Origin of the sequence: Cohnella lubricantis, from assembly GCF_014212015.1 — a bacterium.
Lineage (GTDB): Bacteria > Bacillota > Bacilli > Paenibacillales > Paenibacillaceae > Cohnella > Cohnella lubricantis.
In genome coordinates this window covers 177,947-192,533 of the sequence record NZ_JACJVN010000033.1, presented here as the reverse complement: position 1 = coordinate 192,533, position 14,587 = coordinate 177,947, and the positions used below count along the sequence as shown (strand labels likewise).

General features: G+C 54.6%; 9 protein-coding genes. All 9 read right to left on the bottom strand.

Annotated features, from left to right (window positions below; genetic code table 11):
* Positions 1–28: 28 nt before the first annotated feature.
* Positions 29–655 carry a Holliday junction branch migration protein RuvA gene (gene ruvA, locus H4Q31_RS09885; RefSeq protein ID WP_185178905.1) on the bottom strand — a complete coding sequence of 209 codons (627 nt, stop codon included), beginning with the start codon at positions 653–655 and terminating at the stop codon, positions 29–31.
* Complete coding sequence (gene ruvC, locus H4Q31_RS09880; RefSeq protein WP_185178904.1) at positions 652–1,155, bottom strand: crossover junction endodeoxyribonuclease RuvC; 504 nt, start codon at positions 1,153–1,155, stop codon at positions 652–654. Before ruvC ends, ruvA begins: the two co-directional genes overlap by 4 nt.
* Positions 1,156–1,289: 134 nt before the next feature.
* Entirely contained in the window at positions 1,290–7,181 is a 5,892-nt protein-coding gene (locus H4Q31_RS09875) for a glycoside hydrolase family 78 protein (RefSeq protein ID WP_185178903.1), read from the bottom strand.
* On the bottom strand, positions 7,174–8,379 hold the full coding sequence (locus H4Q31_RS09870; protein ID WP_185178902.1) for an S-layer homology domain-containing protein: 1,206 nt from the start codon (positions 8,377–8,379) through the stop codon (positions 7,174–7,176). Before H4Q31_RS09870 ends, H4Q31_RS09875 begins: the two co-directional genes overlap by 8 nt.
* A 263-nt stretch (positions 8,380–8,642) precedes the next feature.
* Complete coding sequence (locus H4Q31_RS21775; RefSeq protein WP_185178901.1) at positions 8,643–9,353, bottom strand: BofC C-terminal domain-containing protein; 711 nt, start codon at positions 9,351–9,353, stop codon at positions 8,643–8,645.
* Between the two features lie 63 nt (positions 9,354–9,416).
* Positions 9,417–11,336 carry a LysM peptidoglycan-binding domain-containing protein gene (locus H4Q31_RS21615; protein ID WP_245347140.1) on the bottom strand — a complete coding sequence of 640 codons (1,920 nt, stop codon included), beginning with the start codon at positions 11,334–11,336 and terminating at the stop codon, positions 9,417–9,419.
* Positions 11,337–11,757: 421 nt separating this feature from the next.
* Positions 11,758–12,642 (bottom strand): branched-chain-amino-acid transaminase, encoded by an 885-nt coding sequence (ilvE, locus tag H4Q31_RS09855; protein WP_185178900.1) that lies wholly within the window; start codon positions 12,640–12,642, stop codon positions 11,758–11,760.
* A gap of 21 nt (positions 12,643–12,663) precedes the next feature.
* Complete coding sequence (gene pheA / locus H4Q31_RS09850) at positions 12,664–13,545, bottom strand: prephenate dehydratase (RefSeq protein WP_185178938.1); 882 nt, start codon at positions 13,543–13,545, stop codon at positions 12,664–12,666.
* Between the two features lie 5 nt (positions 13,546–13,550).
* On the bottom strand, positions 13,551–14,585 hold the full coding sequence (gene thrB, locus H4Q31_RS09845; RefSeq protein ID WP_245347141.1) for a homoserine kinase: 1,035 nt from the start codon (positions 14,583–14,585) through the stop codon (positions 13,551–13,553).
* Between the last annotated feature and the right edge of the window lie 2 nt (positions 14,586–14,587).

Below are 14,587 nucleotides of genomic sequence, written 5' to 3'. Positions count from 1 at the left end.
GAGTCAATCTTGTATATCAACCTTCTATTCATCCTTGGAACAATTGCTGCAGCGCCTGCTTCATCAGCACATCCGGCGATTCGTCGCCGGTCACTTTGCCCTTCATGGCATGCCAAGCCTTGTCGAGCTCAGCATCGCGATAGCCGAGCCCAGCCAGCGCCTCGCGGGCAGCCGCCCAGTTGGATTCGCCGGCGTCTGCGGCCGGAGCCGCCTCCATCGCCAGCTGTACCGAAGAAGCCGCAGCCCATCGCTCGTCTACGGCGCCGAGCTTATCCTTCAGATCGAGGATCATGCGCTGCGCCGTCTTCTTGCCGATGCCGGGCAGCTTCGTCAAGAAGGCAACATTCTCAGACTGAATCGCAGAAGCGATCACTTCCGGCCTTCCGCCTGCCAATGCGGCCAGCGCCACTTTGGGACCGATGCCGGACACGTCAAGCAGACGCCGGAACATCGATTGCTCCTCGCGGGTCGGGAAGCCGAACAATTGAATCGCGTCTTCGCGCACATGGTGGTGTATGTACAGCACAATCGGTTCTTCGCTGCGCGCGAGCGCGTACGGGTTGGAGGTGAACACCCGGTACCCTACGTCCCTCACGTCGAGCACGACATATTCGGTCTCGATATGAACCACTTGTCCTCTAAGAAAATCGATCAAGATGGCGTCACTCCGTTCATTCTATCGTTCAGGGCAGCCGAATGGGCGTGACAGATCGCCACCGCGAGCGCGTCCGCCACATCGTCGGGCTTCGGCACGGCGGTCAGCTTGAGCAGCCGCTTCACCATCTCTTGCACCTGCTTCTTCTCGGCGCCGCCGTAGCCGACAACCGATTGCTTCACCTGCATCGGGGTATATTCGCCGATCGGAATGCCCCGCTGCGCCGCAGCCAAGATGAAGACGCCTCTCGCTTGCCCTACACTGAACGCGTTCGTGACGTTCTTGTTAAAGAACAGCTTCTCTACGCCTATCGTATCCGGCTTATATCGATCCAGAAGCTCGCAGGAAGCTTCATAGATTTGAACCAAACGCTGCTCCGTCGGCGTGTTCGCCTCTGTCTGGATGCTGCCGTATTGAACGGGAGTGATTCGGTGGCCGATCTTGTCGACGAACCCGAATCCCATAATCGCAATCCCGGGGTCGATTCCAAGAACCCGCATGTGTCGTCCCCGCTCTCTCATGAAGTTACAGAGTAGATTATAGCAAATGTTCGGGCATATGAGAACAAATAGCCGAACAAGTAGAAGAGCCCCTCAGCGAGGAGCTCTTGGTATGAGACGTAGAGTCTCTAAGTCTATTGAATGCGGTGAACCTGCAAGTAATTGTCGACCGTATCCGCCACATGAATGGTCGCTTGCGAAGTTTTGACGGTCCCATTGCTATACGTCACGGTAAAGGTGAAAATATAGTCTCCTTCTGGCAGCGTCACCAATTGGAAGCCCGCATCCGTACTGCCAAGCGTGCCGGACCATAGGTTGGATGCCGGCGCGTTCGCCGCGGCAAGCTGCTTGCGAAGCCCGCCGCCCGCATCAGCGACGACCTTCAACGCCTTGGTGGTTGAGGCGCCGGTATCCGTCGTCTGCGCGTCCAGCACGAACGCTTCGCCGGCCCAGAACCAATCCGCCGGCCGCTGATCGTCGGGATGCTTGTCATTATAGTGAAGCCGCTTCGCCTCCCAATCGTCCGTATGGCGAACCTGTCCGGAGATGCTGAGCGGCAGGATGTTGAGCGACTTGCTGACGGCCACCGTCGGCGCCTTGCCGTCGCTCACTTTGAGCGTGACCGTCCACACGCCGGGTTCCGGCATGGCTATCGACGGTCCGGAGGCGGAATAAGGATATGGCTTCGTATCTTGGTAGGAACGCTTCGCGCCGGAGGGTGAAGTTATCTCATACGTGAGCTGCAGTGTGTCTCGGTCGGGATCATGGACAGCGGGAATGAACTGAACGGTATCTCCTTCATAAACGAGATTCGGCGACCACTGGAAGTTCGCGGCCGGCGGTTTATTCGTCTCGATCCGGAAGTACTTCGGCGGGCTCCAGTCGCTCCAATCATAGCCGTCATAGACGCGGATCTGCGCATAATAGCTTGTATTGTCGTCCAGATTGGCTGTCGGCGTCCAGGTGAGATTGAATCCGCTCTTAGCGCCGCTGTCGCTTCGAACCGTACCGTCGTACTTGTGAATTTGAAGCTGCCACTGGCTCTGCGGATCGCCGTCTGGATCGGTGTACGTCCAATTGAATTCCGGACGCAGCTCCCGTACCAGCAACGGATTGTTCTGGTCCGCGCTGTTCGGAACGGTAATATCCGCGGTTGGCTTCCGGTTCACGATATTAATTGTCTTGTTCGCCTCCGCAGAGAGGCCGTAGCTGTTCGTCACCACTTGGCGCACATTGAAGAGACCGAGCGAGCTAAACAGCTTGTCCCAGCTCGTTCGAGCGCTCGATTGCAGCGACTCTGCTCCTCCATTGGTCAGATTCTTAATATAGTACGCGTGAGTCAAATTCTCGCGGCCGCCATCTTGCGAATCGCTCGCCGTCGAGTTGATCGTCACGGGAACGAAGCGGTAGCTGGGATTCGGCGAGAGCGCGAAGCCCGGAATCGGCGGCTGCCCCGTGATTCCTTGCACGTCGACGGTCTGCGTCGCCCAGTCGCTCCATGCACCATATTCGTCCCTGACCGCCAGCTCAATCGTGTATGTCCCGCTAGCCAACAGTTGGTTGGGCCGGCCATCTACGAAGCCGCTGCTCCCTAAGAGCATATAACGCCATTTGCGCTCCACAATGCCGCGCGTTGCCCGGTAGTCGATGCCGGTCGCTTCGGTTGAGAATGAGCCGTTCGACGGGTTGTAGCGGTCCGGGTCGTAGGACGTGTCGGATATCGTCACCGAATGATCGGTGTTAAGCGTCAGGTTAAATTGCGCTACCGGCTTGCGATGAACGCGGATCGTGCCGGTCACTTCATTGGACAGCTGCCGATAGCTGTCGAAGACGCTGCTCGGGTACCGATTCGCCGGATTCGGATCGTCCTTCGATCGGAACTTGAACGTGTACTCGCCGGGCTTATCGAAGCTCGTCACCGGCGTTGGTGTATGCCCTGTTCCCGTGCCATTCCAAAGCCCTTGCGGCTGCAGGAAGACGTTTGGGTTGTGCGAGTAGTCCCATGCCTCGAATTGCGTCAGGCGTGGGTCGCTCTCCGGATCGTCGAACGTGATATCGTAGGTGATCGGTTCGCCAACAAGCGCGACACCGGAGATCACTCCACCTGGTTCGCCTGAACTCGCAACGGTAGATGCGCCGAGGAACGATACCCCTTGCTGGCCGCGATTAATGATTCCGTACTTTCCGCTTGTCCAACCAGATTCCGATGCTGTGAACTGCAGAATCTTGTTCACATAGACACTGAAGCCTCCGCTTACAGGCTTGATCTCTACCGCGTACGTCTGATTCGTATTCATCGGATACGACTTGCTCTGTACGACCGATGCCGATCCGTTTACGGTTTTCTTCAACCGCAGCTCGTTGTTCTCCCATTCCAAGCTGTAGTAATTCCGATCATCTTGTATTCGGAAAGCAACGCCTGTTCCCTTCTCAGGGTCAGGAGCGGATGCTTTCAGACTAACTCTCAGTTCTTGACTGGAAGAGATCGAAGTTGTTCCCGTAATCAGATCAGGAGTATCGCTTCCAATCTCAATAAGACGCTGATTAGTCGGAGTGGCAGTAGATTTTAGAATATAAGATTTGTTCTGATAGGTTATTTTGGCAGTAGAAGGATTCTTGTATCTAAAGGCCGCTCTAAAAAGATAGGTTTGGTCTCCGAATGGCACAAACCCGCTGCTGTTAGTATTATCAAAAGTAAAATAAGATGTCCCAACTTGGTACCTATCCAAAATTCCGCTTATCTCGCCAGAAGTTACTATACTGAAATCCTTTGGATTGATCACGCTATAATATATTCGAGGCTTCGTGCTATCCGTAGTGCTGTCAATCCCAAATAGCGTAACTAATCCATCCGAAACAATCACAAAAGATTCTACATTGCTATAAGGTACTTGAGCATTGGCAAATGGATAGAAGGTCGATAGCACATTCCCATTAGTATCTTCTACTGCGATAGCGTTCTTCGCCGCGTCATTCCTATCGGTTGCTTGAACCCAAATATGATCATTGCTGTCCATCCCCAACACCTTCATGGCGGCATAACTGTATAAACCTCCCCCAGGATACGCGCCTGATCTAAATATTGACCATGAATTAATGAGTGATGATAAAGGTACTATGGCTCCCATTTTCGATGCCCTTGTTACAGTGCCATCTGGCGAGAGTTTAGCAAGTGCCTGATCCTTAACGCTGTCAACGCTCTGGGTCAGGTTTACCTGATTTATCGCGGCAAGATCCTTATCGTAGAAGATGAGATTACCCTCATGATCGGTACCCAAAAATTGATAGTACCCCATTTTATCCCTGCTGTTATTGCTAATCGGCAAATATGCGCATTTTGTCTGTGTCCTTGATTGCATATCCCAAATACAGATCTGTCCATTAGAAGTAGAAGTCACAGAAAAGTCAGTACTCGTTGTATCATCAAAACCAAAGAACATGTAGCGGGCCTCCATTGGCGTATCTCTGCCATAGCCCGATTCCCAAAAAGCTAACTGATTCAAATCCCAGTCGTACAGATATGAGGCATAACTGCTTTCAGCAGTTAAAGTGCTGCTATTTGGCGTAGTATCAATCCAGTCTGATGTTAAGAAATAGAAGCCTTGCGGGAATTCCCACAACCGTCCATCGAGACCATCAGAACCGTACCTTGTATGTGGTATATACACTTGCTTTATAGATCTTCCAGTGGAACGTTCTAATTTGTAAATATCAAGTCCGGATATATCACTTCGCTCGGCTAATAGGTAAATATAATCCCCATGTGTCAAAATGATCTCATCATAAGGATTGCTGTTGCTGCTTGAACTACTAGTAACAACGCCATTGGGCGGAGCAAAACTCCATTTCGTACTATTGTTTGAGTGATCTATTGCCAGAAGCGTACCTGATCTATCTGTTACATAGGTGTAAGTTTCATCCGCCACCCATCTGGACTTGTTGGCGTTATAACTTAGCAAACTCCCGATGGAGTCAGAATAAGAGCTTGCTGTTAGGCTGCCCTGCGGACTCAAAAATGGCGTATTCAAAATATTGGATAAACCAAAGCCCGACATATTGTACCAATAGATAGATAATATATTGCTTTTAGTGATGGTGTTAGTGTTGTTATACAATTGCTGTTTAACCTTTGACTTTAATACGCCGCCAACCAGCTCCCAACTAGATTTTTCACCAACGCTGCCAGAACTGAGATTATAAAAACGGCCATTATTGTACAGATCACTCATGCTGAGGATCGTCTCTTCCGGCGGTTCTTGCACAGTGGAGCTCGTCTGAACGTCGATGCTCGGCGCGAGGTTAATTACATTCACCGTGCGCTCCGATTCAGGCTGACCATCGCTATTGCCGCATTTGCCATAGTCCTCACAGACCGTCTCACGGAACAGGTACTTGCCCACCTTGTCCGGTGTAAAGTCATACGATGCGCTGTTCCCTGTTTGCAATACTGTCCAAGCGTCATTGGAGAAGCCGTCATTGGCAGCATCATATTTGCGTTCGAGTTGATGGCTTACGATGGTGTCACCGTCAAGACTATAGGCCGCACTTTGCACATGAACCGTACCGAGACGAGTTTCTTCTGGCGGGACGAACAACATCCCTATCGGTGCCTCATCGGGAACAACCGTCAAGTGATGCTCTGCGGTGTTCGACCATCTGCCCGCACTGTCTTGTACACGTAATGTAATAGTGTATTCGCCTGGGGTTGGATAGCTGTCCTGCTTTCCGGTCCATTCATAAGTTACGATCTCCGCACCAATAGGGCTATAGCTTCTGCTGCCATCGATTGGCGATGGCATCGGGCGCCCTTCTTTAATACGGGTCGGACCTGAGATCTTGGCAACTGGATCAGCGGATATAACGTCAACAGACGCCCAAGCCGTATATTCAGAGCCTTTGTTATCTGCGACTGTAAGAGAGACGTCGAACGTCCCTTCCTCTGTCATTTCAATACCGTTTAGGTTATAACCATTTGACGGATGAGCTGCGCGCCAGCTAGACAAAAAGTCTGAGCTGCTAAAATCCCATCCGACAATATGCACCGGATCACTGTCCGGATCGGATACCGGATAGGCTTTCAGGTTTAGCGTCTTGCCCAATTGTACTTGGGAGACGGGATCTCCTGTATCTGGATCGATCCAATTAATTTCTGCGTAAGGCGGTTGATTTTCGACTACCTTCACTGTTGCAGTAACCTTTTTAGTTGGATCTGGCTTATAGGTCGCTGTAATATGTGCGTCCGTGGTTGTAACTTTGGTGCCGATGACGAGTCCGCCGCTGCTTACTGGCGCATTACTGTTCTGATCGCTTGACCAAATGAGATTGCTATTCGGAATAACTTTCTCTCCCGAACTGTACTTGCCGTAAACGGTGAATTGCTGCTGCTCGCCGACGTTTAGCGTCTTGCTAGTTGGATCTATTCGAAGAGAAAGTAGGGGATTAGTATGGGATGTCTGCGTGATGGTCCCTTTAAAGGTAACATTTACGTCCATTGGGTACATAACCTGATCTTTACCTTTGCATCCACCTATTATCTTTTTTGCTTCATATGTGCCTTGTCCTACCCAAACCGAGACTTCAACTTTTCCATTAGATACATCAAACGATGGTTGACCGTGTTTATTTGTACTCATTGGCCTAATTGGTGTTATAGGCAAAATTGGAGTTGCTGTTCCACCGTCCAATTGGGATAGACTGAAACTTTGAGATGATTGATTATCAGGATCGATATAGTACGTTGATGGTGTTGCCAATGACAGCGCAGTTTTTACGTAAGTTAAATCAGGCCAGCCATTCTTATCGTCTGAAATAATCGTTTCAGTAGACCCACTGGTTAAATAACTGACGGATGCCCACCTGCCATCATCCTGCTGACACCAATAATAACCGGGGTGAAAATCCTGTTTCGCATAAACTGTAATACTATTCGCAGCTGATGCTATTTGTGTTGGCGGAAGTACGAATAAATTCCAAGTTAGAGAAATAAGGGCGACGAGCGCCCCCATGAGTTTCACGTTCTTATTCACTCTTGGTTACCCCCTTCTGTAATATAAGTGGGTATACATCGCCTTCGTTTACATAATTATTTTGAAATGAAATTGTCTTAGTATTGTCGTTATAGCTCGACCACATAGAGACTTCCGTCTTAACATTTTTCTTGATTGACTCGTTTAGAGGTAGGCTTTCAGCTGTAGAATATCCAAACTTGTCTGCCATATTACTATAAAATGGGCGTATTTCAGGGTTAAAGTAAGAGTTTGCTGACCAGTCTCTAGCGTATTTGAGATCGATGGATGATGTGAGACCTGCTACTCCGACGATAATTCCTTGATCACCATCGGATAAGTATTCATAAGAATACAAATAGTTCAGCATGTCTTTATCGATGAATTTCTGCTCAAACAAGCTGTGCTGACCACCCTTAATCGGGAGCACATAAAGACGCTTCATCACTAGCGTTCGGCTCGGATACGATACCTTTACGTGCCCATCATTGATCGTCGTAAGTACGTCCCAACCAAACAAATCTGCATTCGTACCCGTTTCTGCCACATCTTTTAGTTCCCTTAGCGCGAATGTATCGTCTGCATCCTTCTCCTTCATCGCCAGCATCCGTTCGATCATCGTCACAGCTTCGGCTCTAGTTGCTGTCATATCAAATCCAGCCGACAAGTCTTCATAACCTTCCACAATGCCACTACCCATCGTCAACGCGACAAGCGGAACGTCCTTCTGCGTCAGGCTGCGGAAGTCCGTATACGGAATGTCCCCGTTATAAAGACCATCAAAAGCAGTCAGACCATCGTTGTACGAGGGATTTGCCCCCGCCAACGCCCTCGCCGTCAGACGCATCACTTCCAGCCGCGTGATCGGCTGGTCGTAACCATCCTTGAAGTCGGTCTCATCATGAATGTTCATCGACACCGCCGCATCCACATATCCTCTCCACCACTTGCCGCCTGGTACGTCTTGATGCGGGTATCCGAGCGAGTCGACCAGCATCTTAATAAACTCCGCACGGGACACCGTATTGTTCGGCTTAAACGTTTCGTCTGGATAGCCTGTGACATAGCCCTTGGCAACCGCTTGCTCAATAGCCGACTTCGCCCAATGCTTCGCGATGTCGCTCAAATCCTTGGCTTGAACAGCTTCGGCTCGCACCGAAGCAAAGGTGACAATAGCTAAGATAAGTACAACAAATAGGCTCGTCCATCTTTTCAACATTCCAGATCTCTCCCCGTTATTTGAAATAGATAAGTCCTTATACTCATACCAGATCTCTACTGTCAGGCCGCGCACGACCCCGTTCTCTCGTCAACTCATCCTCTCTCCGCCTCAATTGCCGACAAAAAAAGAAGCACGCGCGACGCCAATCCTTCGTCTGCGGGTGCTTCCTCGCCATCGATGTTCAATATCCTGTTTTTGGATAATTTATTATAAAAGGTTTTTCCAATTCTCGTCAACTGTTGTCGAAAAAAATCAAGCTTCTATCCCGCATTCTCCTGCTTCAGAACACCAGTCGCCCTTGGCAGCGCGAATTCGCTGAAGGTAGACAGCACGCTGTTGAACTCATCCTTGTCGCTAACCCGAATGCCATTCGCCATCTCCTTCAGCCGCTCCTTGGAGAAGCTGCTCTCCAGTGATTTGACATCCAGTTGGAAAAAGGTGCGGATGACTCTCTTCTTCTGCGGCGGACCGTCAAAGATCGATAAGTAGCCGACCGGGTCGATCGCCATATAGGCGGACTTGCGGCATTCAGGAGAGAGGTCGTCGACGCTCTCCTCAATCATGACTTGCCCGTCCTTGTCGAACGTCGCGCTCCATTCCCGATGAGCTTTGATCAGGTCCATCGCTTCCGTCGTCGTATGTTTGCCAAGCCTTCGCGTCTCATCTCCGCACAGATAAGCGCGATGCAGCGTAATCTCCACCTCGCCTTGCCAGCGGGAGATCGCCGCTAGCGTCTCCCCCCGTTCCGACGTATCGGGATCGTACGAGACCGGGAGGCTGTCCGACCATACGGGCAAAGAATCGCCCCTAAGAGGGGCGGTCTTGAACCAACGGTCCACATAATAATGGGAGACAAGCGTACCCGAGAGCACGGCTCCCGCGAGTAAAGCCGCCCACATGCCCAATGACCAGACCGGCTTGCGGCTGCGCTTGATCCGTTTCTTGATATCCTTGATGCGTAAACCGAACACCGGAATCCCCTTCTCTGCTTTTTTTCTATTGTTGCCCGGGGATTCCAGCGTTATGCGTACTTGTTACCATTTCACCCAAGGAAGGCTTTGCTTGCGTCTTGGTTTAGACGGGCGGGAAGGCGCTCGCGATTTGATCTTGGCTTTCGCTTTGGAAGCGGACTTCTTCGGAGCAGCGGCCGAGGATGGAGCAGCCGCAATGCCGGCTTCCGGAGCTGAGTCCTCTCCTTCATCCGACGCTTCGCGAGTGCCATCCAGCATGGAACCCATCGGCCCGAGAGGTCCGAAGCCCGGCATGTTCGGATTCGTGCCGAGCGATGCGTACGGATAACCCATTGTGCTAGGGAGTGTCGTGCCTACATTACCGGTCGTGCCGCCCGTTAATCCTGGAAATCCGCCAGTGGCTGGGAAGCCGCCAGTCGTGGGGAAGCCGCCAGTTGTCGGGAAACCGCCAATTGCAGGGAAACCGCCAGTTGCAGGGAAACCGCCCGTTGCAGGGAAGCCGCCCGTCGTTGGGAATCCGCCAGTCATCGGAAGTCCGGCGCCAAGCCCACCGCCAAGACCTGTGCCTAAGCCAGAGCCGAGACCCGTTCCGAGGCCAGTGCCGCTTCCAAGCCCCGTGCCGAGACCTGTTCCCGATCCGATTCCCGGCATGCCCTGCAGCGGGAACCCGGTCGGGCTAACCGAAGACGCCGTGAACGGACCCGGAGATGTCATCGTCGGGGCGAACGATCCCGGATATCCGGGCATTCCCGTATAGGGCACAGAGCCGGCATTCATTCCAGGATAACCGTAGCCCTCATAGCCAGCGACTCCCGGCGCGGGATCGGGATCGTCTGCCGCAGGGGATACCATAGACCCGGGCCATGCCGGCGCCGGAGCCGCCGTCCAAGGGTTATGCCACATCGGCGTCCCGGTGCAGGTATGACAGCCGCTCGTATATGCTGGCCATACCTGCGCCGGAGTCACCGGGGCTGGCCCCATCGCTGCCGGCGACGCCATCGTCGGAGCCGGAGCTGCGAACGGGGCTGTCAGCTTCTTGCCGTACCCGTGTCCATAACCCGCGTCAGCCGCAGGGCTCACCGCTTCGCCAGCCGGCTCCGAATAGGTCCAGCCGGTGCCACCGTCAGGCGTCACATAGCTCTGCGCCAACTCTTCGGTCGGGAATGCGCCTTCGAGTCCGCCAACCGCCGCCGGGGATTGACCGTATCCGTACCCGTGTCCATATCCATGACCGTAGCCTTCATGTCCATACCCATGCCCATGATGCCCGTAGTGACCATAGCCATGATGATGGTGAACCACATGTTGCTCCTGAATCGGAGCTGCGGCTTCAACAGCCGGCACCGGATACTGCTTGAACAGATCGATATGCTCATAATGAATATTGATCGGGGGCAAGTGAACCTCAGGCGCTGGCGCCGGAATCTCAGGCACCACTGGCGCTTCCGGCACCGGAGCAGGCAGCGGCATCGGCTTCACTTCCGTACCCGGCTTCACGCCAGTACCTTTGCCCATCTCGGGCATCGCGACCGGCGTCTCGCCCATTCCCGGCATGACAGCCGTGTTCGCCTTGCCGGCCGGCGGCGTCCAACCGCCCACGCCTTCGATCACTTGCCCATGGATCGCCGCAGCCGAAGGTCCTTCCGTCGCGCCGGCAGACGCCAGCTTCGGGATATTGACCATCTCTCCCGTCAGCAGCGCGTTCGGATTTTTCAACTGGGGATTGGCCTTGATCATCGTCTCCAACGGGATTCCCCACGCCTTCGACAGCTTCCACAACGTATCGCCTTGCTGCACCTTATGTTGATGCATGACTTCGTAAGCCGGCATAGCGGGCATCGGAATCTTGACCTTCATCCCTACGTCGATGACGTCCGGATTGGTGATTTCCGGATTCGCCTGAAGCAATTCCTCCAGGGAGATGCTGTACTTCTGGGCGATCGCATACAACGAATCTCCCTTCTTGACCACATGGATCTTCAAGCCATTCCCTCCTGATCGCTCATGTTCACGTGCGGGCGAATGCCCTCACACAATCAATTACATCCTATGCAGGAGGTAGGCAAATGACATCCGTAAGTCAAAAAATCCACCCCTTCCCTCGGCAACTCCGCTGCAAACGCCAAAAAAGGCGCCGTCTCCGAAGAGACAACGCCTAAAGCCCATGCAGTTTCATGCCATAACGGAAGCTGGTTCCGCTATCTGGCCGCAAATACTTGCTCGTAAATGCAATAGAGGAACGCTGTTCCTTTATTCTCGGCATTCGTTCGAGCAGCCCCCCTGAAACGCGGAAATAACGGAACGCTGTTCCGTTACTTCGTGGAGATCGCACTGCAGCTCGCCAATAACGGAATCACGTTCCGTTATGCTGTCGAAAAGTTCTCGACGGTCTGAGGGCCCGCCCTTAAGGCTCGAATACCCGCACGCCCTCGACCGTGACGATCTTGCGGAACTCCTGCAGCAGATGCGTCGTGACAGGTCCCGCCTTGCCCGATCCGATGACGCGCCCATCCACCTCGCGGACAGCGATAACCTCGGCGGCGGTGCCGGTGAAGAACACTTCATCCGCCGTATATACGTCATGCAGCGTGAAAGGCTCTTCCTTCAGCTTGTAGCCGAGCCGATCGCACAAGTCCATGATCGCGCCGCGCGTAATGCCCTCCAGAGCGCCGATGTAGCATGGAGGCGTGAAGACAACACCCTTTTTGACGATAAAAATGTTGTCGCTCGACCCCTCCGCCACGTAGCCCTGCGAGTTCAGCATGATCGCTTCGCCGACGCCCGCGAGATTGGACTGGATCTTAACCAGAATGTTGTTCAGATAGTTCAGCGATTTGATCTTCGGATTAAGCGCGTCCGGCAAGTTGCGGCGCGGGCTGACCGACACAGAGCGCAGTCCCTCGCGGTATGCCTCCTCCGGATAGATCGCCAGCTCTTCGACGATGATGATGACGAACGCCGCCGGGCAGCGCGTCGGATCGAGGCCCAAATTGCCCGGGCCGCGCGAGACGACGAGGCGGATATAACCGCTGCGAAGCCCGTTCTTGCGAAGTGTCTCGACGAGAGCCGCCTGCATCTCTTCGTACGAGAGCGGGATGTCCAGCATGATGGACTTGGCGGAATCGTACAGCCGGTCCAAGTGCTCCTTGCATCGGAAGATGTTCCCGTCATAGATCCGAATCCCTTCGAAGATTCCGTCTCCGTACAAGAACCCGTGATCGTATACGGAGATTTTTGCATTTTCCTTCGTGACGTATTCGCCATTCAGATAAATCCATTGCTCCGCCATTCTGCTGGCACCTCCTGCAATTTACCCTACATAAGGATAGCTCGGGTATGAACCCAATATGCGAACCTGGCAGCCGATCGCTTCGATCTCCGCGATAGCCGCAGGAAGCAGCACCGTGTCAAGCGACATCTCGATATCGATAAAGAAGTAGTACGTCCCGAGCTTCTTCTTCGTTGGACGCGATTCGATCTTCGACAGGTTGATCCGTCTCCACGAGAAGGCCGACAGCACTTGATGCAGCGCGCCCGGATAGTCCTCCGGCGGCGTGATCAGAATGCTTGTCTTGTGCGTCGCCGCTCCCGGCTTGTCGAACGGCTTGCTGCCGACGAGCAGGAACCTCGTGTAGTTGTTGTCGTGGTCGGTCACGCTCTCCTCAAGCACGTCGAGCCCGAAGTTCATCGCCGCCGTCCGCGTCCCGATCGCGACCCAGCCGCGTCCCGGGTTCTCGTGCACCGAACGGATCGCCTCCGCGGTGCTTCCCAACGTCTCCAGCTCGGCGTGCGGCAGACGGGCGCGGAGGAACTCATAGCACTGCGCCATGGCGACTGGATGGCTGAGCACCTTCGTAATCTTCTGCGGATCCCAGCCCCCGGCATCGCTCGCGCTATCGGGGCCGGCAAGCTCGGATCTGCGCCCGACCAAATTCTGCACCGCCGGGAACACCCATTCCGCGCGGATCGGCAGGTCGACCTCATGCACGAGCCAATCCATGTGCAGGCTGACAGAGCCGTCGATCGTATTCTCGATCGGCACGACGCTCCAGTCCGTGTCGCCGCGGTCTGTCGACTTGAACACGTCGGCAATCATCTTCTGATACTTCAGTTCAACCGGTACGCCTTGGAAAAAATAGTGCGCCGCCTCGTCCGAGAACGTCCCTCTCGGCAGTACAGCCGCTGTCGGCAGCTTGCTCACGCGCCCACCTCCCCTGCCTGCGCCGCAAGCACCAAGTCGGGCTCGAGGGCAAAGTCCGGCTGGCCAGCGGCTATTGCGACTGCTTCCGCTCCGACAGACCACGGCTTCATCCAGCGCGTCGTTACGTCGATGCCTTCGGCCGCCATTACGCTGGCGACGAAGCGTTCCACCCGCTCCCGGTCGCAGCTCTCCTCCGCCAGAAGCAGCAGCGTCGGCCCCGCGCCGGACAGCACGGCGCCAAGCGCGCCGTGGTCGCCCGCTTCGCGCAGAATCGTCTCCATGCCGGGGATCAGCGGCGCCCGGTAAGGCTGGTGCAGCCGATCGCGCATCGCCCGGCGCAGCACGCCGAATTGACCCGCCGCCAGAGCGGCGGTGAGCAGCGAGCTGTGGCTGACGTTGAACACCGCGTCCGCCATCGAGACGCTTGCCGGCAGCACGCCGCGCGCCTTCTTCGTCGCCAGCTCGAACGCCGGAACGACGACGAGCGCCGTCAAGCCCGCCGGCGGATCAAGCCGCACCGCCTCCGCCCGCTCGCCGTCCCAGGCGGCGGCGACGATGCCGCCGAAGATCGAGGCGCCGACGTTGTCGGGATGATTCTCCAGCTCGCTTGCCAGCTGGAACAGCTCGTCTCGCGTTAACGGCTCGCCGATAAGCGCGTTAGCGGCAACCAGTGCGCCGACGATAGCGGACGCACTGCTGCCAAGCCCCCGCGTCAGCGGAATGTCGCTTCGAATCGCGATATGCAGCTCCGGCAACTCGACGCCTGCGCGCGCGAACACCATCTGCGCCACCTCGTACACGAGATTGGACTTATCCGTCGGCAGGCCGTCCAAGGAATCGCCCAGCAAGGTGACTGTCGTCCCCTCTTCCGGCGTGGACGGCTTGAGATCGACCCATCCGAACAGCGGCAGCGCCATGCCGAGCGAATCGAAGCCCGGCCCCAGGTTGGCAGTGCTCGCCGGTGTCCGCGCAACCACCCGGTCCCGCAGAACGGCCGGCTTCTTAAGCAACATGTCTGTCTCCGTCTTCATGT